The sequence below is a fragment of the Pseudomonas sp. LBUM1657 genome (genome assembly GCF_059716075.1).
The window spans coordinates 3,189,956-3,210,959 of record NZ_CP166799.1 but is presented as its reverse complement, the minus strand read 5'-3'; the positions used below and the strand labels follow the sequence as shown (position 1 = coordinate 3,210,959).

General features: G+C 51.9%; 22 protein-coding genes and 3 pseudogenes. 9 read left to right on the top strand and 16 right to left on the bottom strand.

Features of this window, described 5'->3' with window-relative positions; translation table 11 throughout:
• Positions 1 to 393: 393 nt before the first annotated feature.
• The 3 genes from ACA055_RS14815 to ACA055_RS14805 form a co-directional block, all read right to left on the bottom strand.
• Positions 394 to 1,956, bottom strand: a complete 1,563-nt coding sequence (locus ACA055_RS14815) for a diguanylate cyclase domain-containing protein (RefSeq protein WP_497684301.1) — start codon at positions 1,954 to 1,956, stop codon at positions 394 to 396.
• Positions 1,957 to 2,330: 374 nt separating this feature from the next.
• Positions 2,331 to 3,701, bottom strand: a complete 1,371-nt coding sequence (locus ACA055_RS14810; RefSeq protein WP_497684423.1) for a heavy metal sensor histidine kinase — start codon at positions 3,699 to 3,701, stop codon at positions 2,331 to 2,333.
• Entirely contained in the window at positions 3,698 to 4,369 is a 672-nt protein-coding gene (locus ACA055_RS14805; protein WP_497684300.1) for a heavy metal response regulator transcription factor, read from the bottom strand. Before ACA055_RS14805 ends, ACA055_RS14810 begins: the two co-directional genes overlap by 4 nt.
• Positions 4,370 to 4,519: 150 nt before the next feature.
• On the opposite strand from ACA055_RS14805, the gene ACA055_RS14800 reads away from it, so the two are divergent.
• From ACA055_RS14800 to ACA055_RS14785, 4 genes and pseudogenes are all read left to right on the top strand, one after another.
• Entirely contained in the window at positions 4,520 to 5,023 is a 504-nt protein-coding gene (locus tag ACA055_RS14800) for a GlcG/HbpS family heme-binding protein (RefSeq protein WP_497684299.1), read from the top strand.
• A gap of 10 nt (positions 5,024 to 5,033) precedes the next feature.
• Positions 5,034 to 5,444 carry a hydroxyisourate hydrolase gene (gene uraH, locus ACA055_RS14795; protein ID WP_221106531.1) on the top strand — a complete coding sequence of 137 codons (411 nt, stop codon included), beginning with the start codon at positions 5,034 to 5,036 and terminating at the stop codon, positions 5,442 to 5,444.
• A gap of 138 nt (positions 5,445 to 5,582) precedes the next feature.
• A pseudogene (locus ACA055_RS14790) lies at positions 5,583 to 6,156 on the top strand (oxidoreductase); the annotation flags it as partial.
• Between the two features lie 38 nt (positions 6,157 to 6,194).
• Positions 6,195 to 6,629 (top strand): PAS domain-containing protein, encoded by a 435-nt coding sequence (locus ACA055_RS14785; protein ID WP_109631416.1) that lies wholly within the window; start codon positions 6,195 to 6,197, stop codon positions 6,627 to 6,629.
• A 207-nt stretch (positions 6,630 to 6,836) separates the two neighbouring features.
• Here ACA055_RS14785 and ACA055_RS14780 read toward each other — a convergent pair.
• The 6 genes and pseudogenes from ACA055_RS14780 to ACA055_RS14755 form a co-directional block, all read right to left on the bottom strand.
• Positions 6,837 to 6,977, bottom strand: a pseudogene (locus tag ACA055_RS14780) (chemotaxis protein); the annotation flags it as partial.
• Positions 6,978 to 7,141: 164 nt separating this feature from the next.
• Positions 7,142 to 8,005, bottom strand: coding sequence for a GGDEF domain-containing protein (locus tag ACA055_RS14775; protein ID WP_497684422.1), 864 nt, complete (start codon positions 8,003 to 8,005; stop codon positions 7,142 to 7,144).
• A 427-nt stretch (positions 8,006 to 8,432) separates the two neighbouring features.
• Complete coding sequence (locus ACA055_RS14770) at positions 8,433 to 8,792, bottom strand: hypothetical protein (protein ID WP_497684298.1); 360 nt, start codon at positions 8,790 to 8,792, stop codon at positions 8,433 to 8,435.
• A 382-nt stretch (positions 8,793 to 9,174) separates the two neighbouring features.
• Entirely contained in the window at positions 9,175 to 9,954 is a 780-nt protein-coding gene (rimA, locus tag ACA055_RS14765) for a S6 modification regulatory phosphodiesterase RimA (RefSeq protein WP_497684297.1), read from the bottom strand.
• Positions 9,955 to 11,082: 1,128 nt separating this feature from the next.
• Complete coding sequence (locus tag ACA055_RS14760; RefSeq protein ID WP_497340277.1) at positions 11,083 to 11,496, bottom strand: arsenate reductase ArsC; 414 nt, start codon at positions 11,494 to 11,496, stop codon at positions 11,083 to 11,085.
• A 173-nt stretch (positions 11,497 to 11,669) separates the two neighbouring features.
• Positions 11,670 to 11,834: pseudogene (locus ACA055_RS14755) on the bottom strand (ParA family protein); the annotation flags it as partial.
• 146 nt (positions 11,835 to 11,980) lie between these two features.
• Here ACA055_RS14755 and ACA055_RS14750 point away from each other — a divergent pair.
• Positions 11,981 to 12,229: a hypothetical protein gene (locus ACA055_RS14750; RefSeq protein WP_497684296.1), complete on the top strand. Its 249-nt coding sequence runs from the start codon at positions 11,981 to 11,983 to the stop codon at positions 12,227 to 12,229.
• Between the two features lie 255 nt (positions 12,230 to 12,484).
• On the opposite strand, the gene ACA055_RS14745 is transcribed toward ACA055_RS14750, so the two are convergent.
• The 6 genes from ACA055_RS14745 to pstS form a co-directional block, all read right to left on the bottom strand.
• Entirely contained in the window at positions 12,485 to 13,120 is a 636-nt protein-coding gene (locus ACA055_RS14745; protein WP_497684295.1) for a hypothetical protein, read from the bottom strand.
• Positions 13,120 to 13,818 (bottom strand): hypothetical protein, encoded by a 699-nt coding sequence (locus ACA055_RS14740; RefSeq protein ID WP_497684421.1) that lies wholly within the window; start codon positions 13,816 to 13,818, stop codon positions 13,120 to 13,122. The genes ACA055_RS14745 and ACA055_RS14740 overlap by 1 nt, the downstream gene beginning before the upstream one ends.
• 99 nt (positions 13,819 to 13,917) lie before the next feature.
• A complete protein-coding gene (pstB, locus tag ACA055_RS14735) occupies positions 13,918 to 14,679 on the bottom strand; it encodes a phosphate ABC transporter ATP-binding protein PstB (RefSeq protein ID WP_497684420.1) in 762 nt (253 codons plus the stop codon).
• A 76-nt stretch (positions 14,680 to 14,755) separates the two neighbouring features.
• A complete protein-coding gene (gene pstA / locus ACA055_RS14730) occupies positions 14,756 to 15,649 on the bottom strand; it encodes a phosphate ABC transporter permease PstA (RefSeq protein ID WP_497340281.1) in 894 nt (297 codons plus the stop codon).
• Positions 15,649 to 16,614: a phosphate ABC transporter permease subunit PstC gene (pstC, locus tag ACA055_RS14725; RefSeq protein ID WP_497684294.1), complete on the bottom strand. Its 966-nt coding sequence runs from the start codon at positions 16,612 to 16,614 to the stop codon at positions 15,649 to 15,651. Before pstC ends, pstA begins: the two co-directional genes overlap by 1 nt.
• A 73-nt stretch (positions 16,615 to 16,687) precedes the next feature.
• Positions 16,688 to 17,719 (bottom strand): phosphate ABC transporter substrate-binding protein PstS, encoded by a 1,032-nt coding sequence (pstS, locus tag ACA055_RS14720; RefSeq protein WP_497684293.1) that lies wholly within the window; start codon positions 17,717 to 17,719, stop codon positions 16,688 to 16,690.
• Between the two features lie 237 nt (positions 17,720 to 17,956).
• On the opposite strand from pstS, the gene ppk2 reads away from it, so the two are divergent.
• The 4 genes from ppk2 (at position 17,957) to ACA055_RS14700 (ending at position 19,951) form a co-directional block, all read left to right on the top strand.
• On the top strand, positions 17,957 to 18,874 hold the full coding sequence (ppk2, locus tag ACA055_RS14715) for a polyphosphate kinase 2 (protein WP_497684292.1): 918 nt from the start codon (positions 17,957 to 17,959) through the stop codon (positions 18,872 to 18,874).
• A gap of 202 nt (positions 18,875 to 19,076) precedes the next feature.
• Entirely contained in the window at positions 19,077 to 19,370 is a 294-nt protein-coding gene (locus ACA055_RS14710) for a DUF6388 family protein (RefSeq protein ID WP_497684291.1), read from the top strand.
• 67 nt (positions 19,371 to 19,437) lie between these two features.
• Positions 19,438 to 19,650, top strand: a complete 213-nt coding sequence (locus tag ACA055_RS14705) for a hypothetical protein (RefSeq protein WP_497628449.1) — start codon at positions 19,438 to 19,440, stop codon at positions 19,648 to 19,650.
• A 118-nt stretch (positions 19,651 to 19,768) separates the two neighbouring features.
• Positions 19,769 to 19,951: a hypothetical protein gene (locus tag ACA055_RS14700; RefSeq protein WP_497628448.1), complete on the top strand. Its 183-nt coding sequence runs from the start codon at positions 19,769 to 19,771 to the stop codon at positions 19,949 to 19,951.
• 79 nt (positions 19,952 to 20,030) lie between these two features.
• Here ACA055_RS14700 and ACA055_RS14695 read toward each other — a convergent pair whose 3' ends face one another.
• Positions 20,031 to 20,834, bottom strand: coding sequence for a CHAD domain-containing protein (locus tag ACA055_RS14695; protein ID WP_497684290.1), 804 nt, complete (start codon positions 20,832 to 20,834; stop codon positions 20,031 to 20,033).
• Positions 20,835 to 21,004: the final 170 nt, after the last annotated feature.

Below are 21,004 nucleotides of genomic sequence, written 5' to 3'. Positions count from 1 at the left end.
AAAAATGGCTGAACACGGTACCTACTGCTAACAGTGCTTCATGCGATGAGAAGCATGGTGCACCGTCATAAATTGTCTCAGCTTAAGCCCGTCCCGTTCTTGATGACGTCTCCTTTTGCCGGTACTTGTAGGGCACCAATCTTCATCAGGGAACGCACCATGCACCCAAGATTCAGAGTCATCGAGACCACCTGCATGGAAGATGGCGCTAAGCGATACAGAGTCGTTGATCTCGTCGAAGGAGGCTCAGCTAGCAAGCACGGGGTCTTCAAAACTAGGACGGATGCAGAGGCTGTTTGTTCGCTCCTGAATGCCGAGCATCCTCATCAGAGTGGTGTAACTCATCAGTCGCTTAGTCTTTGACCCGCTTGTCCATTCAAAACAGCACAAGTCTCATGCAGCAGGGGATTCAGTCACCCCTACGCCCCTCCGCCCAAGTTCCTTGACGCCATACATGGCCTGATCCGCCGCTTTCAGCAATGCGTCGAGACTTTGGCCATGAAGAGGACACAGCGAAACTCCGACACTGCACGAGACCGATAGCTCTCCTGCGCTGGTCACGACTGTCTGCGCGATGGTTTCAAACACCCTCAACGCCTGCGACTCAGCATTCTCAGGGTCAGAAAGATTGGAGATCAGCATCACGAATTCGTCGCCGCCGTACCGGGCAACGGTGTCATATAAGCGGGTGGCTTGAAGCATGCGGTGTGCGACCGCTCGCAGAACCTGGTCGCCTACCTCATGGCCGTACTTGTCGTTGATTTCCTTAAAATGATCCAAGTCGATCAAAAGCACAGCAAAAGGAATCCCTTTCACTTCCCAATCCGAGAAGGCTTGGGCAAAACGCTCGGCGAATAGGTAACGATTAGGCAGCTGCGTGAGCACGTCATGTGTTGCGAGGTAGGCGGAGCGTTCGTGTTCGACTTCTGCCCTTTCTATAGCCTTGAAGTGCCGAATCAATACCATAGGCATCAACACCAGTGCTCCGGCGAGGACTAAAAGAATCATCAACATTTCTTTGGTGAGGACATCCCCGAGACGGAGTTGCCGCTCGAATACCAACGTCATTGGCTGCGATGTACTGCGGATCTCGACTCGGTCAGCCAATTGCGGCAAGAAGAGGCGATCTAGAAAACTTGCTTGTTGAACCTGTGTTGAAAACACACTGCTTTCAGTCCCAGCAGTGGTTTTCAGGACTGCACTGATGTGAACCAGGGGATCCAGGTTTGCATTATTCACTGCATCCAGTAGCGCGCCCGTCTTGATCAATAGCAAAGACACCATCGTGCTGCCAAAAAAATTGGGGCGGGTGTTCTCTCGCGACTGTTCAGGCCGAATGACTGACTGCATCAGAATGTATGCGTTGCCACCCTCATACATTGTAAAAACGGGTGATACAACGGGCTTCTGATTATTGTGGGTTCGAGCCAGCGCATAGGAGAGATAGGCGACGGTTTCCAGCCTGACGCCATAGATCGAGCTGGATTCAGGGAGTAATGGGTACATGAACAATACAGGCCAAGTCTCGTTGAGATAGACCTGATGTTGTGCAGGTTGATAAGTGAGGCTCGGAAAGTCCTTGAGTTCAAAGTCTGGCCGCCAAGTACTACGCAATAGATCTTCGAACGCAGCCTCTTCGCCAATAGGTACCGCCCTCGCCGCCTCGAGCATGTAAATATGAGGGTAAGCGGATAAAACGGCCGCCGCGTAACGGGCCGCCGCATCCGTATCGCTTTGATCGACAGCCTGGAGAAATGCAGAGAAACCGGCCAACACAGCCTCATTAGTATCAAGCTGATTGCGCACGACTCCGGAAATATTTTGCACGTATTCCGAGAAACGCTTTTCTCTGCGCTGAGTTTCGGACTTCAGCAGTAACAGGGCAGAAAAGCCAACCAGGCCGACAGCCAGAATAATGAACCCTACTAGGGAGCTGCGCCGTTTAGTAAACGCCACTTTAATTTTCCAACGCGCAGAACGAGAGCCCTGCCTTGGCAAGCACCGTTGCAGCCAAACGTGATTGGGGGTGAACGACCGATGACATGCAGATTCGAAGGTCGTTTAGTATTGAACACAAATTCCAAGGGATCAGATCTGATGCGCATATTTGCGATTCAAAAATGAAGCTGGGCAAGGTTACCTCCCCAAAAATGACGTAGCAGGCTTTCGGATTCATGCTCATCATTACGTCTCCCCTTTAGCATCTGCCCGAAAGAAAACTTTTCGAGCCCCATTTGCATGCTTCCTACGCGGTCATCTCTGCAAGAAACCTCACTATAGGGCAATTTGCCATCATCCGCTGTGTTGGGTGCAATACCTTCGGTTCGAGCTCAGGATTTTGTAAGGGGAAACTCCAAGTGAAAGCTCGTACCTGCGTCAGTGCTATCAACGGTTATACAACCGCCATGCAGTTGCATAATCGAACGAACGATGGCCAATCCCAGACCACCGGAATCGTCGGGTTGATTGCGTGATGGGTCACACCGGTAAAAGCGCTCAAACAATCGTGGAAGATGTTTTGCTGCAATCGGCTCGCCGTGGTTGTGCACCGTGATGTCGAGCGTGTCCTCCGAAATCTCGCTGCTGATCGTCACTGCAGAGGCGGGAGTTGCGTAGCGCAGCGCATTAGCCAGCAAGTTAGCTAATGCTCGACGGATCAAACCTGGATCCCCCAGCAACTGATGCCGGGTCTGGTTTATCAGTTGCACATCTCGCTCTTGCGCCACGCCTTCGAAATACTCACATAGTTGCTTAATGAGATCGTGCAGGTTGATTTGCTCGAATATCGCGCAGGCGTTTGGCTGCTCGGTGCGAGCGAGAAACAGCATGCTGTCGATCATTCGCGCCAGCCTTTCATACTCCTCCTGATTGGAAACCAGCAAATTCTGATAGTCCTCGATAGAGCGACTGTGCCTCAAAGCTTGCTGGGTATGTCCCATCAGGTTGCCAAGCGGGGTTCGCATCTCATGGGCGAGGTCTTCCGAGAAGCGTGAAAGCTGGGCGAATCCGTCCTCAAGGCGGGCAAGCATCTGGTTGAGGGCACTACAGAGCAGTTTGAGCTCATTCAGATCATTGAACTCGTCCAGCCGCAGATGCAGATGCTGCACATCGATTCCAGCGGCGCGCTTGGCCAGCAATCGCACAGGGTGCAAGCCTCGTTGACTCACCCACCAGCCGAATGCGAAAGCCAACAGCGCGCCGACTGACATGGCCAGCCAGAGCTTGAGTCGGTAGGCCCCCAGCATTTGGTCGCGCTCACTCAACAACTTGCCAGCGATCAGGGTCAAACCGCGATCACCCTGCGTGACATCCTGCCAGGCAAGCCGCACTGGCTCGGAAGAGTGATCGTCAACGAGGCGAGCCTGGGGTGCAGCCGGCAACTTTGGAAAAGTCATACCCACTGGGTTGATTTCGATCAACACCTTGCCGGTGTCATCGACAATCCATAGCAAATTGTCGCGATTGCCCAACATGTTTTCGTAGAGCTTGGGTCGACCTTGCAGTTGCTCGATGCTATCGCTATCGCTGATCAATGCTTGCATTCGCTCCAGGCGCCCCAGCAGGGCCTGATCATCGCGCCAGGCAATCTCTCGCTGTAACGATTGATAAAGATAAAAACCAATGGAGCCCAGTAACAGTGCGCTGACCAACGCGAACATGATCGCCAGGCGCAGACTCAGGGTGCGCGGAAAAAGTTTCAGGATTGCACCTCGAGCATGTAACCGATACCACGCACTGTGTGTATCAACTTAAGTGAGTATGGATCGTCAACCTTGGCCCGCAGGCGACGAATGGCGACATCCACCACATTGGTGTCACTGTCAAAGTTCATTTGCCAGATCTGTGAGGCAATCAGCGAACGCGATAGCACCTCCCCTTCACGACTAAGCAGCAAGTGCAGTAGGGCGAACTCCTTGTTGGTCAGGGTGAGGCGCTCTCCGTTGCGCGTTACCTTGCGTCGCAACAAGTCCAGGCTCAAGTCGCCTGCCACAAAATACTCAACCTCGCGAGGCGGGCCGCGGCGAAGCAAAGTGCGTACCCGTGCCAACAACTCCGCATAGGAAAAGGGTTTCACCAGATAATCGTCGGCCCCCAACTCCAGCCCTTTGACCCGATCATCAACCGAATCACGTGCGGTGAGAAACAATACTGGGGTCTGCCACTTACGCCGGATGATTTGCAGCAATTGCCATCCATCCAGCCCCGGCAGCATGACATCCAGAATGATCAGATCGAACTCAATCTCCTGCGCCAAATGCTGGCCGTCCAGCCCGTCAAGGGCGATCTCAACTGCATAGCCCGATTCAGTCAGGGCTTTGCGCAGGTAATCCGCCATTTTCGTTTCGTCTTCAACCACCAGGATACGCATTTTTTCCTCCAGGACTGGAGCACAGGCTAGCCCGCTTCGGTGTTTTCTCACATTACATATTGGTAATCAGGAGGTAATCATTCTGACGGAGCGGGCTGGTCATGATGTCTGGCAATGACTGAGACAGACTCAACCAACCAAGGAAACAGCATGCGTACAAGCCTATCGACTTCATTGCTGATCACATTCGCAATGAGCTCTGCGTTCGCCGTTGCAGCCCCGGATCAGGTTGCGCAGCGCAAGGACGTGTCACTTGCAATGGCCAACGATTTGCTAACGGCCGCGCTGACGGCCTGTCACGCCGATGGCCGCACAGCCGTTGCCGCAGTTGTTGACCGAGGCGGCAATCTGGTTGCTGTACAACGCGATGACAATGTGGGCCCGCACAACACGTTAGCCGCGCAACGCAAAGCTTATACCGCCCTGTCGACCAAGACTTCGACGCGGGTGTTAGCTGAACGCGCTCGCGCTAATCCAGATGCTGAAAACCTCAACACCCTCGATGAGTTGTTACTTCTCGGTGGAGGCGTGCCATTGAAATTCGATGGTCAGGTCATCGGCGCCATCGGAGTGGCCGGTGCAGGCGGCGCTGCAAACGATGAAGGTTGTGCAGAGGTCGCTATAAACAAAGTTTTACCTGCCGTTAAAATCTAAGGACATCACCATGACTGTATTGAAAAGTTTCTTCGCTGGCGCTGTATTGAGTGCCCTTTCAGCCCTTGCATCAGCGGCAGCAAATCCATTGAGCGTGCATGTACTCAACTTGCAGGACGGCCTACCCTCCCCTGGAGTCAATGTCACGTTGGAAAAACAGGATGGGAAAAACTGGGACATGCTCAACAGCGCGGAAACAAACGAGCAAGGTCGTATCACCGGGCTGTATCCGGAAGGTCGGGGTCTGGAGAAAGGTACCTACCGTGTCACCTTCAAGACTGGTGAGTGGTTCAAGGCGCACAAAACGTCCAGCTTCTTCCCGGAGGTGCCCGTCATTTTTGAAGTGGACGGTACCGTTCCTCACTATCACATCCCGTTGCTTCTCAGCCCTTACGGCTTCTCCACATACCGAGGAAATTGATCGTTAAACGATACCAAATGGATACCGCACGAACGTGAAGACAGCCGCCCTACTCGAAAGGGCGGCACTGTCGCCTGACTTTTCCGCATCAAAATCTTCAGCGATAACCTGGATCACTCCTTAGAGTCAGTTCACGTTTGCGCCAACAGTTATCTGGTAAATCAGTGCATTTCAGCCCACAGCAATTATCGAGAAGACCAGTACGGCGGTTCCATTCACAACCGCCTGCGGTTTCTGCGAGACGTGATTGCTGGGTAGCCGAATGTATTGGCAAAGAGAAGGTTGGCGTCCGTTTCGCACCATTGTTCAGCAGCACCGATGAGGAGCGCACTTACCTAGGGATGGTTGAAGACGATCCTCATACCACCTACATCGAAGCGATCAAAGTACTTGAGGATGTTGGGATTGCTTACCTCTCCATCGCCGAAGCGGACTGGGATAATGCACCACGGATGCCGGAATCGTTCCGTCGCGCAGTCCGTAGTTCTTTCAGCGGGGCGATCATCTACGCCGGTCGTTATACTGCACAAAGCGCTACGCAGTTGCTGGATTCAGGACTGGCCGACCTTGTCGCTTTTGGCCGTACGTTCATGGCCAACCCGGATCTACCAGCCAGAGTCGCGAACGATTGGCCGCTGAACCCTCTGAACTCAGCCATACTGTATGGCGGTATGCCGAGGGTTATACTGATTACTCCGTGTATGGCGGGTAACCGCTAAAAATGAGATGTCACTCACTGGGGCTCTGAAAATGATCGACGCAGAACTGCTGAAACTGGTGGTTGAAGCATCCAACGACGGCATCGTGGTAGCAGAGCAGGAAGGCGACGAAAACATCCTGATCTATGCCAACCCCGCCTTTCAGCGCCTTACGGGGTACAGCGTTGACGACATCCTTTACCAGGACTGCCGCTTCCTGCAGGGTGATGACCGTAACCAAGCTGGTTTGACAGTAATCCGCGAGGCGATAAGGAACCTTCTCCCCTGCCGCCAAGTCATTCGCAACTATCGCAAGGACGGCAGCGCCTTCTGGAACGAACTGTCGATTACCCCAGTGTTCAACGACGCAGATCAACTCACCTACTTCATCGGTATCCAGAAGGACGTCAGCGTCGAGGTTGAGGCTAGCGAGCGAGTGCGCGAACTGGAAGCTGAACTCGCACTGTTGAAGAAGCAACTCGGATAATTGGAGCGCAAAGATCAACTCCGTACGGACTTGATAAGTTAACGCTCCAGCAATGTCCGGTCTAATAAAATCCCCTGTTCAAACACCAAATATTGGTTGTCGTTTAGCACGGTTCTAACTCCGAGTCCAAGTCACCAGCCGCCAGGATTTCTTCTCTGCAAAAATCGCCTAAATTGCTGCAGAGCTTCGATTCGATTGGAGATAAAAGGTGGTCATCCCTACGACCGCGCCGTGTTGAACACTAACATCGGTCTGCTGAGAAATCTCATATGCCGTTTCAGCTACCTTACTGACTTGGAGCTCACACGCAACCTGATCCTTGACTACCGTCGCAAACCTAACCACCTTTCAGAGCGTGCATACGGTGTCCTAAACCGAGTTGTGCGTCGGGTCAATCGTGCCCGCATGCTGCTTGTGTCTTCTTCAGTATCGGGAACAGGTGGCACATCTCCTCAATATCTTCATTAATGTCTTTGCGACATATCTCTTGTTAACCCAGGTGATGCCATAAATTAGCAGTCATCAATATCAACTACACAATTCCTACCCTTGGATTTTGCATGATAGAGAGCACTATCTGCGGAGATTAACAGCTCCTTGAGAGTGGATCGCGAATGACTCATCGAGGCACACCCAATACTGACTGTGATTTTGATTTCCTCACCACCAGCATCGACACTAGATGCTTCAATGCTGCTCCTTAGTCGCTCCGCAATAACTGAAGCCTCGAGACTATTACTCTTAGGCAACATAACGACAAATTCTTCGCCTCCAAACCTAGCTATAGTATCTCCGGGGCGAAGAACCCCCTCGGCAATCTTGGCTATCGACTTAAGAACTTCATCGCCAATGGGATGCCCCCAGCTATCATTAACATGCTTGAAGTGATCGGCGTCTAGCATGATTATAGATATGGAGTGCTCGTATCGACTTGCCCGCGCAAACTCTTTCTCTGCCAAGTTGAAAAAGTGGGCACGATTAACTGCGCCTGTGAGGTGGTCTTTAGTGAGCAAGTTGGCCAGATTATCACTCGACACCTTTCGCTCGGTGATATCTCGAAACACCACAGTATAGCCACAAAACTTGTCATCTTCGTCACGCAGAACGGCGATCATTGTTTGAGCAAAAAAATTGTGTCCTGATTTGTGCTGGCAGCTATAGTCTCGTGAGTGCCAACCTTCTTCACGTGCGAACGTGAGTTGCTCCTTCAAAACATCCACTTCCAAATCGGACAAACTATAGAAGTGGCCCAACGTCTCACCAATAGCCTCGGACTCCGTGTAACCTGTTAAACGCTCTGCCGAAGGGCTCCAGCTATTAATTACTCCCTGTTCAGTCAAGCCGAGGACTGCGAAATCGTTAACAATCGTATAGATGGCATCCAGCCATGAGTCTGTCTGCCTTAGCCTCCTTCAGTTGCAACTTGGCAAGAAATATCAGTTAGAACTGTTATTAGAACCTCGTCATTGACCTTTACAATTGTACATGCGAGAACAATACCTCCGTCAGCTGCGGACGACACGTGGATTCTATGATTTACACATATTGATCCGCATGGCTCTCTAAAACTTGTCACTAAGTTACGTAGCTCAGGCGCAACGGAAGCAAGTGTTTCAAACAGATTTTCAAGGCCAATAGACTTAACCAATGGCATCAACAATTGTGTTGCCATGGGATTAAGCATATCAATTTTTCCGCCGGGGTCGGTTCTTACCAGCCCTACTGGCGATAGATACATGAATGATATTAATGCTTCGTACTCTGACTCGATTGAGTCATTGGTCAGCTCTATGCTACTCATTTTTACGCCCACTCAACCAGTAGGAAGCGGGTGTTATTATCAATCTTTTTAAGCAGTCTTAATCTTACTGGGACGGGCCTCATTCTAAGTGCTAGAACGTAAGAAATAATCACGTCCAACTCAGGTTCATTCTCAAATCTTTGAGCGACCATTGCGTTATTCAAGCAGGGAGCAATCTCCAAAAATAGATTCTTACCTAAAACACGCGCCTGTCGCAAGGCCGCACTTGTAGCTTCAAAAGTATTGTAAACCACCACTTCTGACGCGTCGCTAAAGCCAATTACCCCGAAGTTCAGAGCATCCAGTTGATCGAGTGCGCCCAACAATGCTTGAATCGATGCTTCTTCGAACGTAAGATTCATTTCCCTACTCACTCGCAAAGTACAATATTAATTTTTAAACGCCCCAGTCGGACTGTATTCACCCTGCCATATAGCAATAAACCCCTCTCCCCTTTTAGCATTAAACTATGAAGAACGGATGGCTATCTTCCAATTTAACCTTACCCTCTACTCCAATGTCTCGCATGTCAAACGCTTACCTTCGGAACGTTGCAGAAAGAGCCTAGTATCAAATCAAGCATATCTACTCATTTTTTATTATGCCGTCCACTAATTGTATTTTTAGTATCCCCTTAATCTGTCATCCTGGAAGCTATCGATCCCTTATGGAGTTTTTTGTATTGATACTCAGATACAAAGAGCTTTATTTTTAGCGCCTTGGCCACGGCGCATTTGAGGCAATCTATGCTTTATGCCAAGATTTGGCAGTGACCAGAGCCATTGCTTCAAATGCAGGCTTGGCGAACCAATACCCCTGCATCAGATAAACCCCGCAGTCGGTAAGAAAATCCCGTTCCTCAGCATGTTCGATTCCTTCTGCAATGATTTCAATACCCATTTCCGCACATATTATGACAACACCACGGACGATAGCCTGACGGGAGCGATCACGATGGATATTACGCACTAAAGCTATATCGAGCTTTATAAGATCAGGTTGGAAATCTGCCAACAGGGTCAGTCCCGAATAACCAGATCCAAAGTCATCAATTGCTATTTTCAAACCGAAATCCCGATATACACGTAGAATGTTAGTCAGATGGTGATTATTTTCAATGTATTCGCTTTCGACTGTCTCGAAAATCAGCCGATCGAGCGGGAAGTCGTGATTACGTGCGGCTTCCAACGTGCTTCTAATGCACAATTCTGGACGGTAAACCGCGTTGGGTAGAAAATTAATTGATAGGTGTTGAGTCATTCCAAGTTGCGAAGCAGTGGAAATAGCACGCATGCGGCAAAGCTGATCGAATCGATAACGGTTTGGATCTTTTACTTTTTCCAGCACTGACAACGCCCCCTCTCCATTAATGCCTCTCACCAACGCCTCATGTGCGAAAATTGTTTGATCGCGAACGTTCACGATTGGTTGAAAAGCGAAAGTAAAATCTAAATCCAGTTCAAGAGTGCTTTTGCAACCTTGGCAACCATTGGACGAAGTCAATGAGTTCGGAAAAATTGTCACGTCGCACTCCAAAAAATTAATACTATTTTTATGGTGGCTATTCCAATTAATTCCTGAGCATCGCAATAAACATTAAATAAACTTAGGAAGGACTTATAATGACTCGGCTGGGCCGTTTTGATTGTAGCAGTTTATTCTTGAATTGCTTCTTTCTAGCTGATAAATGCTCCATTTTTAGCCTTCGAAATACCACGACGAGGTCAAAAACGGTTATAGCTTAGACACTTAACCTTATTTCATGCCGCCGGACTTTTTGACACAGGGAACTGTCAGTCGCTGATTGCAAGGCGCTATGCGGCGAAAATAGAGACAAAAATAATCAGAAGGAGAGCGTCAGATAAGGGGGCTTGGGGTAACGTGCTGAGTGAGTCGCTCCCAGCTACTTAGACTCTTCAGCGGATAGCTATGAGGCGGTAGCCACTTGACGCTGAAGTTGGAGTGATTCACAAGCCGAAGCTCGAACCTGAAGATAGAGACGTGCTCAGACTTGCGCTCGATGATTATCCGAATTTACAAAACGCACCTCCGAGGGCGTACAAACTCATGAGGTGAGCACGCACGATTAGGCTAGCAACCTGCTTACTTAACGCATGAAAATTTTAACAGTCTTCAGGCCAATCCCATCGATTTCTTTCAATCGCGCTTCGATCTCAAGGTGATCGCCACTCACCTCAAAGATATTCCCCACCCGCCCCGAATACTCATCGCTGATCTTTCGGGCTAAAGCGTTCAATCGAGTCGCCGTTGACTCATCGTAACGAGGTTCAAGTCTTCGAAAAGAATAATGATTGGGTGCGAATCAGCATCGACGGTCAGCCGGAAAAAAGACTTTCATCCAAAAGCCTTTGCAGCGGATCGAACTGCTACGTCGCCTCTGATCGAAAATCGCCAGTGGAACCAACAGCACAGGCAACTCGCAAGCAAACGCCCGCCTACGGTTCCTCATGCTCCTGCTCTTCAGGCAGTGTCTGCATCGGCCCAAGAGGCGGTCGTTACTGCATCACTTCTGGCGGAAATAAACGCTACGGGGTTTGAGGCTCGTTGGCACGAGACATTACGTTGCATGCATAAATGGAAGTCGAATCAGCTCATCCTTATTGCAGAGAAATTTGCTGAGCGCTCATATCTTCACTGCCTAGTCTTTACCGTGACAAACATCTTAATCCGGTCGTGAATCTCCTGAAGCGCATGGCGAAAAGGTTCATGTCGCTCACTGGTCGTCGGGTCTTCAAAACTCCACACGATGACCTCGCCGGAGGTCGGCATCCGTGCTGCCTCCTCGGAAGACTTGTCACACAGTGTGATCACGTAATGGAACTCCTGCCCCTCAAATTCACCTATTGATTTGCTGCGCAGGTCATTGGTCTCTATGCCTATGTGCTCGAGAGACTCCAAGGTTCTAGGGTCAACTTCACCAGGCTCAAGGCCAGCACTAAAAGCTTCGAAGTTTGAGGAGTCAGTGTGGCGAAGCAGCGCTTCTGCCCACACGGAACGGACATCATTCTTGGCGCAGACAAACAGCACCCGCATTTTGCCAGTCATTCCTTTCTCCTCCGCTCGAATAGTGATCTGAGAAAACGACAATCTGAGTTAAGCAGCGTTTGTGATTACCCGGCTTCAAGTCGATGGAATGTACTATTTCCAAATCTTTCAATGCCCGCGTCATCGGTGGGCATTGCGGTGGTGGTAGACAGGTCAGATTGAGCAGCGCTGATTCAGTTTGCTTCCTCCAACACATTCAAGAGCTCAACGAACTGGCCTGTCAGCTTGTGATGCCTGTCGAGATGAATCAAGGGTAGGCACCGCTCATGGGATTCACACATCTTAACCGAGTTGCCGAGATGCACCGGGGGAATCGGCAACCCTTCCTTAATGAGCTCTTACACCAGATTGCGGTGGAAGCCCATCACTCAAAGCCTATCTCGACGCTTCAAAATAATTTGAACCGCTTTTAGACGCGCTCGCCTAATGATCAGCTTGTGGGTAATCCCACAGGCAATTTGCCAATAGCGGCATACTCCGAGAGGTGGGCAACGTGGCTAAAGACGAGAAGAAAAGCAAAGGTGAAGCTTCCAAAGCCAGCAAGGAATTAAAAGACAAAAAGTCATCACCGGCAAAGAAATCAGCTGCTGCCTCGGCTCTTTCGAAATCTTCCGAAAAGAAAGACAAGAAAAAAGATGCCGAACCGAAGAAATCTGCAAAAAAAGCTGATAGCAAGCTAGAAAAGGCTAAGAAATCAGAGAAGGCAGAAAAGCCGGAGAAAAAGAAAAAGTGACATCTGCTATCCGCTAGGGCTTTACGCCCTAGCTTCCGGTGGGCGTGGCTTGAACATGCCGTTGGCGATCATCGGTGCGGGCCCTATCCCTGTGCTGCTGGCACAGGAATTCGCGTATCGCTTCGGCGGTGCGCCTGGCCCTCGTCAGTGGCACATATCGATGACGTACCGCATGGATGTTCAATTTTGCTAGCGGTGCCCCCTGAGACGCCAGATGCCGCTGCGAATGATCCAAAAAATTCAGACGTATCGACATCAGGAGGAAAAAACTTCTGTGCGTTGTTGCGATGGTTTTTTGTGTCTGAGCGGTTGCTGCCAAGCTAGCTGTGCCTGGACTTCAGCTGCTGCATCCAAGACTCTCTTCGCCCAGTTCTCATCATCCGGACGTACTACAACGACGCGAAAACCGTGATCATAGCCCTCAATTTGCACGCCCTCGGAATCATCGACATGCAAGTCGATATCAAATGCTGGCGGGAATTTCGAGGGGGCGTTCGAAAGCCCATGTACCGTCAGGGCACGGCTATGCAGAACACTGTTGACTACACCGTCAACACGGATACCGTACAGTAATAGCCAGCGCCTGATGTAGGAAGGTGTCCGACCGGACGACGTGTAGACCCAGATGCTGCATCCCTGGCGACGTAACTCTCGGGTCAGGGAGCGTGTTCCAATACGCAATGGCTCGCCCAGCCAACGATGAACAAATGCCGGCAGCCTGCTTTGCTCGACTGCGCAGTGATGGAGTTGACAGGCCAACGTGTCATCTATATCGAACGAAATGCGTAGACGCTGACGCCTGAACAGGTGCATGGGGATTGCACACTGGATTGCCTGCAACACGTGATTGCTGGAAGTTCGGCATTTTTCAAACGTTGAATACCAGCGCATTAATGGCCTCCCTGATAAACGGAAAGCTGTGTGTCACTCAGGAAAAACTCCATCGGATCCGGGGACTGCTCTTCCAGGAAGGCTGCATATTTTTTCTTGATCTTGGGCAATTCGTATAACGCCTTCACCCCATGCTTGGCAGAGTTGCGTATGACCGATGACGGGTTGAAGTAGCCCTCGGCGTTTTCCAGCGACAGCACGAACGGCGGCAAACCTGCGCGCATGAGCAAATAGCTGACAATGAGCGACCCGCTGCGGTTATTACCTTCAATGAACAATTGCGGCTTGCTGAGGATGCGAACATAGACACCGGCGGCACGCTTCCAGACAGATTCGCTGCGATACGCGCAATACCAATTGAACAAGTCCTTGATGCCGCCCTCAACGTTGTTGAAGAAGTGTTCCTCGGTAGCCGCAAGGTGTTGAGCGAATTCCAGTCGGCGCGCCGGATCTCGGCCACAGAGAACCGTGGCATTGATCTCCAGCATCAGGTTCAGGTGCTGAAGATCAAACAGGTCGACGCCACGTGCAACGTAGTCGTCAATCAGTGCATAGCCATCAAGTACATTGCACAGCACTTCGTCAGTCAAGGGATCACGCGGCTCGGTAAAGTGCCTGCTGAGTTCAGCGAAGCGACCCTGCACTTCACGTAGCGCACGCTCAATCGCTGGCAAATCAAGACGACGCTTTACAGGCATGGGCAATCTCGAAGAAATCATGTGTGAGAAAGTAAAACGACCGGATGAACGCCAAGGCGATTTGGCCATTGGCGGCGTGCGGCATTGGTTGAGCGTCGGTTAGCTAAACTTGCCGCTGATGTAATCGCTCGTCAATTGCTCGCGCGGACTGTCGAAAATCTGGGAAGTCGGGCCCATCTCAACCAGATAGCCTGTGCGCGTTCCCTGCGAAATATCAACCGAGAAAAAAGCTGTCGTGTCAGCAACACGGATCGCCTGCTGCATATTGTGAGTTACCAGAGCAATGGTGTAATCCTTCTTCAACTCGACCATCAGTTCTTCGACCCGGCGGGTGGCAATCGGGTCGAGTGCCGAGCAGGGCTCATCCAGCAACAGCACTTCAGGTTCGGTCGCGATAGCGCGGGCGATACAAAGCCGTTGCTGCTGGCCTCCCGAAAGGGACAGACCGCTGACCTTGAGCTTGTCCTTGACCTCATCCCAAAGCGCCGCGCCCTGCAGGGCGTGCTTTACGCGGTCACCCAGATCACCCTGGTAACGATTGAGGCGCAAGCCAAAAGCAACGTTTTCGAAAATGCTCATCGAGAACGGGTTCGGTTGTTGAAATACCATCCCGATGTAGCGGCGCACCACCACTGGATCAACGCCCTTGCCATAGACGTCTTGCCCGAGGAACTGCACATGGCCCTCGAAACGAAAGCCTTTTACCAGATCATTCATCCGATTTAGGCTGCGCAGCACAGTGCTCTTGCCGCAGCCGGAAGGCCCGATGAATCCGGTAATCTTGTTTTTTTCGATCGGTACATGGCTGTCGCGCACGGCCATGAAGTTGCCATAAAAAATCTTGTCCAGCTTGCAGTCCATGACCAATGGTGCCTGGATTTCAAACGGGGCAGCTTTTTGCACGGATAATACATTCACAGTTCAGATGCTCCCATTCTCAAAACTTTGGCTTGCCGAAAATACGGCTGACAACATTCACGACCAGCACGATCATCACCAGCACCAGCGAGGCCGCCCATGCGAGTTCAAGCTGATTGTCGAACGGCATACCAGAGAAGTTGTAAATCAGTACGGCAAGCGATGCGGTCGGATTCATCACCGCCAGACTGCCGTCGTGGTAGATCCAGTAGTTGCTGAACAGCGCAGTAAACAACAACGGCGCCGTCTCGCCCGCTGCGCGAGCCACGGCCAGCATGACGCCGGTTAGGATCGCCGGCAGCCCCGTTGGTAATACGATTTTCCAGATCACCTGTGAGCGGGTGCAGCCCATGCCATAGGCGGCATCCTTCATGATTTTTGGCACCATCCGCATCGACTCTTCAGCGGTCAGCACCACGATGGGTAGCATCAGTACCGCCAGTGCCACGCCACCTGCAGGTGCCGAGTAGGTACCGGTGGTCATCACCACCAGCGCGTAGGCAAAAACCCCGGCCAAAATCGAAGGCAGCCCCGTAAGCATCTTGGCGGCAAAGCGCGCGGCGTTAGCCAGCTTGCTGTCCGGGCCCAGCTCCGCCAGAAATATCGCAGCCATGATGCCAACGGGAACCGCGATGGCGGCTGCGATACCGACCATGACAAAGGTGCCGGCCATTGCGTTGCCGAAGCCGCCGCCCGTCTCGAATCCTGTCGGCGGTAGTTCGGTGAATACCTCCAGGCTGAGGCGAGCACCGCCTCGCGTGATGAGCATGTAGAGCACGGAAATCAGCGGCACACTGGCCAGCAGAGCACCGCCCCAGACCAGCGTGGTCAACACCAGGCTGCGCAAGGCGCGGCCTTCAAACTTGCGCTGCAGACTTGGCAAAGCGGCTGTAGGAGAAGTGAGGTCTCTCATCATTTAGTACCACGCTGGGCATAGACCATTATCATGGATCCGATGACGTTCACTATGAGGGTGATCAACATCAGCACCAGTGCGGCATACATCAAAACCTCGATCTCGGTCGGCCCCGCTTCGGGAAAATTCAACGCCAACAACGCCGCCAGCGTATTGGCTGGTGCAAACAGAGAAAGAGAAATATTGTTCGAGTTGCCTACCAACATAGCCAGGGCCATCGTTTCACCCAGGGCCCGGCCCAGACCCAGCACCAACGAGCCAAAAATGCCGGTCGCAGCGGAGGGCACCATTACTTTGAGAATCGCTTCCCAATGGGTTGTACCCATCCCATAGGCCGCCTGCTTGGTTTTCATCGGAACGCCAGTGAGAGCATCCTGTGAAACGGCAGCAATAGTTGGCAGGATCATGATGGCAAGTACCAATGCGGCAGGTAACAGTCCCGGCCCGCTCAAGGTCGTGCCGAAAAAGGGTATCCAGCCAAGTTCGCTATTTAGCCAATCCGTGAGGGGGCGAATGGCCGGGATCACCACGTAGATTCCCCACAGCCCATAAACGACGCTGGGAATGGCCGCGAGCAATTCGACAATGGTGCGAAAAACGGCTGCAAGTTTCGCGGGCAGGAAATCCTGGGTCAGGAAAATCGCCATGCTGACGCCGAAAAAGCCCGCGATCACCAAGGCGATGAAGGCGCTGTAGAGCGTGCCCCAGATGGCCGGCAGAATGCCGTACTTGCCTTGGTTCACGTCCCACACAGTCCCAAAAAGGACGTCCAGACCGTGTTTCTCCATGCCCGGTAGTGCCTTGCGCCCTACCTCAAATACCAAGGCGAATACCAGCGCCAGAACGAGAACTACACCTATGCGCGCAAGCGCGCGGAAGGTGCGATCCACCAGAAAATCTTTCGCAGATGGGGGGCGGCAGGCAGAATCCGGATTAACCGGTACGACAAATGGCTTGTTCATGGGCTATTCCGGAGCGTAGGGGAAATCTCTTCGGCGAGGCTACAAGCACACGCCGAAAGAGGCCTCGCAAGCGTCACTGAATGTTGGCGGAAGCCTTGCGAACTTGATCGATAACCGATTGCGGCAGGGGAATGTAACCCATCGAATCGGCAATTTTCTGACCCTCTGTCAGACTGTATTCGACCATCTCACGCATGGCTTTGGCCTTGGCCGGGTTCTCGTTTTGCTTGCGGAAGATCATCCAGGTATAGGAAGTGATCGGGTACGACTTGGCACCGTCCGGATCAGGCAGCCAAGCCACCAGGCTCTCTGGCATCTTCACAGCAGCGAGAGCCTCGGCACCGCTCTCCGCGTTTGGCACAACGTACTGACCGGCCTTGTTTTGTAACTGGGCAAAGTCGACCTTGGCCAGTTTGGCGAAGCCGTATTCGATGTACCCAATGGCGCCCGGGGTCTGGCGTACGGTAGCCGTCACACCATCGTTCTTGGGCGATTTGATGAATTTGTCGCTGGCCGGCCAGTTGACGGTGTTGCCTTCACCTAACGCCTTATTGAACTCTGTATTAATCGCTGCCATGTGTTTGGTGAACACTGCGGTAGTACCGCTGGAGTCTGCACGCACGACAACGGTGATTGGCATATCCGGCAGTTTCAGCTCGGGATTGGCCGCGACGAGCTGCGGATCATTCCATCGAGTGATCTTGCCGAGGAAGATGTTGGAATAAACATCGCGTGGCAATTTGAGCCCTTTGGGACTACCCGGCAGGTTATACGCCAGCACGATTTCACCAGCAGTCATCGGCAGCAATTGCGCGCCCTCGGCCACCTTGGCGATGTCCTCGTCTTTCATCGCCGAGTCACTGGCCGCGAAATCAACGGTTTTGTTCAAAAAGTCCTGTACACCCGCACCGCTGCCCTTGGATTGGTAATCCACAGTGACGCCAGCGCTTTTCTTGCTGAAATCCTTGAACCAGGTGAGATAAATCGGAGCCGGAAAACTGGCGCCGGAACCCGTCAGGCGAACGCTTTCCGCAGCAAAGGACACTGAGGTGGCACAAAGAGAAACCGTAATGGCGAGCGCAGCAGACTTCATGAAACTTTTCATCGAAGGAACTCCTTGTGATATCGGGCTCCCAAACTCTGCAACAATTTTGTGACGTTTTTATGAAAATCGAATGGCATAAAAATGTCGCTGACATCACTTGTCTATCTAGGCAGCTATCACATGGCGCTGGTGGCCACACTCCTTATCTGGTTGCCCCAAATCACAAGTTGATGTAATTAATTCGTAACAAGTTACGACTAACACTTTGCCAGGCCCTTCCCGACACGAGTTTGTCCCATGCCCTCAATCGAAGACACCCTGATACAGCGCATCCACCGCGAGCTGCTCGATCACAGTGACGAAGAGCTGGAACTGGAATTATCCGAAGACGGGCATGACCTGAATGCGCTATTCGATGAACACGCCAAGGACGGAAGTGAGAAGGAAGCCCGACGACTCTACTTCAGCGAACTGTTCCGCCTGCAAGGCGAACTGGTGAAGCTGCAAAGCTGGGTGGTCAAGACTGGTCACAAAGTAGTGATTCTGTTCGAAGGACGTGATGCAGCCGGCAAAGGTGGTGTTATCAAGCGCATTACCCAACGACTCAATCCTCGGGTCTGTCGTGTCGCCGCACTGCCTGCACCCAATGACCGCGAACGTACCCAATGGTACTTCCAGCGCTACGTCTCGCACCTGCCGGCAGCTGGTGAAATAGTGCTCTTCGACCGTAGTTGGTACAACCGCGCCGGGGTCGAAAAGGTCATGGGGTTTTGCAATGACGATCAGTACGAAGAGTTTTTCCGCACGGTGCCAGAGTTTGAGCGGATGCTCGCTCGCTCCGGCATTCAGTTGATTAAATACTGGTTTTCCATTTCCGACCAGGAACAGCACCTGCGCTTTCTCAGCCGCATCCATGACCCGCTTAAGCAGTGGAAACTCAGCCCCATGGATCTGGAATCCCGTCGGCGCTGGGAGGCCTACACCAAGGCCAAGGAAATCATGCTCGAACGCACCCACATCGCCGAAGCACCATGGTGGGTGGTGCAAGCCGACGACAAGAAAAAAGCCCGCCTCAACTGCATCCATCATCTGCTCGGGCAGATGCCCTACGAAGAAGTGGAGCTAACCATGATTGAACTGCCTCAGCGCGTGCGGCAGGAGGACTACTCCCGCAACCCGACGCCATCGGAACTCATCGTGCCTCAGGTCTACTAAGTCAGGTCGAACAGGGGTGCCCTACAACGAGCGCCCCGCCTTCGCAAGCCGAGCATGAGTATCCTTGGTGGTATTACAGCGCTGGGCAAGTGGCTGCTGCTCAACGCCTCTACATAGGAGCAGACAATAAACAGCTACACCAGAAAACTCATCGCTTTCGAAGGCCAAAATTCGGGTCGTTGAATCGCGACAGGGAGACTGCTTGCTGACTCCGAAAGAATCCCAGGACGCACGCGCTCGCTTCTTGACCAACAACCCGACCTTCAAGAAACGCATCCGCATGCTGAGTACCAATGAACAGCAGGAGCTGATTGAGCAGGCATACGAGAATGAAGCCGAGAGACTGGGTGTAGGCTCTTGGGAGTTGACACTGCAATTGATTGCGACCTCCGAAGAACAGGCGCACCAACGTATTCTTGCCGCGCACAAGGAGATAGCCGAAATGGTCAATGTGTCATGGGCTGATTACTGTCGGTTGTACAACATAACGGGATAGCTTTGATGATTCTGCACGTCCTCTCTGACGCTGCTAGTCTTTCAGTTCATTCTGAGGAAATGTCGCCATGTCATCCCCTCCCCAACTACCGGACATACTCGAAACCCTCCACGAAAACCAACTCGCGCTGGCCGATGCCATTGAGTCGATAGCAATGTGGATAGATCAAAGGGGATCTACTGGCGTTTCCAGCAACGCCCTTGGCGCTATCGCCACGCTCGACTTGAATGCCGAATCCGTCAGAAAGGGCATTGAGGCACTGAGAAAAGCCATCAGATGAATCCTACCAGCCAATTCTCTGGATCACTTGAGAGTCGAAAATTAGGCGTCGAAAGGGTACGAGCTCTTTTGTTTAGGCTCGTCATTGACCCGAGCTACCTCATGAAAGGATTCTCGTGATGCTGATCAGAATCGAAGAAGCGAACACGCCCGAAGGTTGGCTTGTGTGGATGGATGCATGGTGCGTCAAATTTCGCAGCTATGCCGAAGCTGAAGCTTTCGTAAAAACGCTGGAAGTTCGTGTAAATGCAGCCCACCCTTTGCCTATCAGCATAAACAGACCTGTGGTTGAGCTGTCTTAAGGTGCAGGCATCGATGGACAAAGAACCATCATCGATTTGTAACTTTCGGCCCGCAATACTCAGACCATTCAAAACGCGCTCATTCTTCTGCTGCCACTTTAGGCAGCTTTTTTTTGCCCGAAGATTTTGGCAGCCGTGTTGCCAAGTCTTTCAACTGGATCTCAGCTTTTTCGAGCGCGGTAGCTGCGCAGCTCTGCCAAACCTTTTCCAGCGGGCGCAGGTCTGATTCGATCAGCACCTTTTGACACCATTGATAATGATCATGCCAGGAGCCTAAAGCCGATTGCAGTGCTTTTAGAGAACTCGCAGCTTTACGCGAAAGCGGTGAAAGGCTATGAAACGCTTCCGTGAGGTAGCGCGTGCGCTTGACCAGGATTCTCAACTCGTGTCGATCAAATCCAACGTCATCCACAGCAGCATGCAGCCGGTCGATCTGCTTTTTTAGCGCTTTTTCAATTTGAGGCTGGGCGTGCTTCAAACCGCCGTTGACTTCAACTGAACGAAAAACAGTAGGCCACTCGTCCAATTGAATGAACAAGTTGTTGAGGTGTGGGCTTTTTAGAATCTTGGAGTAGTTAGATGCCAAGCGCGCTTTTCTGAGCTGAACTTGGGCAAGAAAGCCCCTGCTCTCCAGTTCCTGAATCATCACCTCCAGATCGCGAGTTGGTGTGGTTATCCTTCCCACCTCAGCTGCCGCGATGTTCAGCGCCACCACCTCGCTCATGGTGCGCATCGGTCGCAGTAAGCTCCTGATGCGCCTCACAGCTATCCTGAGATCATGCAAAGCCTCGCTATCAGTCCTCGCCTCCAACCGTGCACGGGAGTGATACAGGGCAACCTGAAGAGCCAGTATCTCAGCAACGAACTTGTCTACGAAGGACATGCGGTCATCTCTTTGAAACGCTATGGACACGAGATTAGCAGAAGCGTAGATCGCCAAATATTGATCCAGCTTAAGAACTGCTACGCGCCATCGGCAACCGATTGAAAGAATAAACGCATCAAGAGTGATAACCACGAGCACGCCAAAGGAAAAAGGCCGCAGAGGCGGCC

Coding starts and splice junctions, on each gene's coding strand:
- ACA055_RS14745 (WP_497684295.1), bottom strand. CDS start 13,120: ATGCGCTGGTATTCAACGTTTGAAAAATGCCGAACTTCCAGCAATCAC.
- ACA055_RS14705 (WP_497628449.1), top strand. CDS start 19,438: ATGTCATCCCCTCCCCAACTACCGGACATACTCGAAACCCTCCACGAA.
- pstS (WP_497684293.1), bottom strand. CDS start 17,719: ATGAAAAGTTTCATGAAGTCTGCTGCGCTCGCCATTACGGTTTCTCTT.
- ACA055_RS14805 (WP_497684300.1), bottom strand. CDS start 4,369: ATGCGTATCCTGGTGGTTGAAGACGAAACGAAAATGGCGGATTACCTG.
- pstC (WP_497684294.1), bottom strand. CDS start 16,614: ATGAACAAGCCATTTGTCGTACCGGTTAATCCGGATTCTGCCTGCCGC.
- pstB (WP_497684420.1), bottom strand. CDS start 14,679: ATGGACTGCAAGCTGGACAAGATTTTTTATGGCAACTTCATGGCCGTG.
- ACA055_RS14800 (WP_497684299.1), top strand. CDS start 4,520: ATGCGTACAAGCCTATCGACTTCATTGCTGATCACATTCGCAATGAGC.
- ACA055_RS14760 (WP_497340277.1), bottom strand. CDS start 11,496: ATGACTGGCAAAATGCGGGTGCTGTTTGTCTGCGCCAAGAATGATGTC.
- ACA055_RS14695 (WP_497684290.1), bottom strand. CDS start 20,834: ATGTCCTTCGTAGACAAGTTCGTTGCTGAGATACTGGCTCTTCAGGTT.
- ACA055_RS14785 (WP_109631416.1), top strand. CDS start 6,195: ATGATCGACGCAGAACTGCTGAAACTGGTGGTTGAAGCATCCAACGAC.
- ACA055_RS14770 (WP_497684298.1), bottom strand. CDS start 8,792: ATGAATCTTACGTTCGAAGAAGCATCGATTCAAGCATTGTTGGGCGCA.
- ACA055_RS14740 (WP_497684421.1), bottom strand. CDS start 13,818: ATGCCTGTAAAGCGTCGTCTTGATTTGCCAGCGATTGAGCGTGCGCTA.
- ppk2 (WP_497684292.1), top strand. CDS start 17,957: ATGCCCTCAATCGAAGACACCCTGATACAGCGCATCCACCGCGAGCTG.
- pstA (WP_497340281.1), bottom strand. CDS start 15,649: ATGAGAGACCTCACTTCTCCTACAGCCGCTTTGCCAAGTCTGCAGCGC.
- ACA055_RS14700 (WP_497628448.1), top strand. CDS start 19,769: ATGCTGATCAGAATCGAAGAAGCGAACACGCCCGAAGGTTGGCTTGTG.
- uraH (WP_221106531.1), top strand. CDS start 5,034: ATGACTGTATTGAAAAGTTTCTTCGCTGGCGCTGTATTGAGTGCCCTT.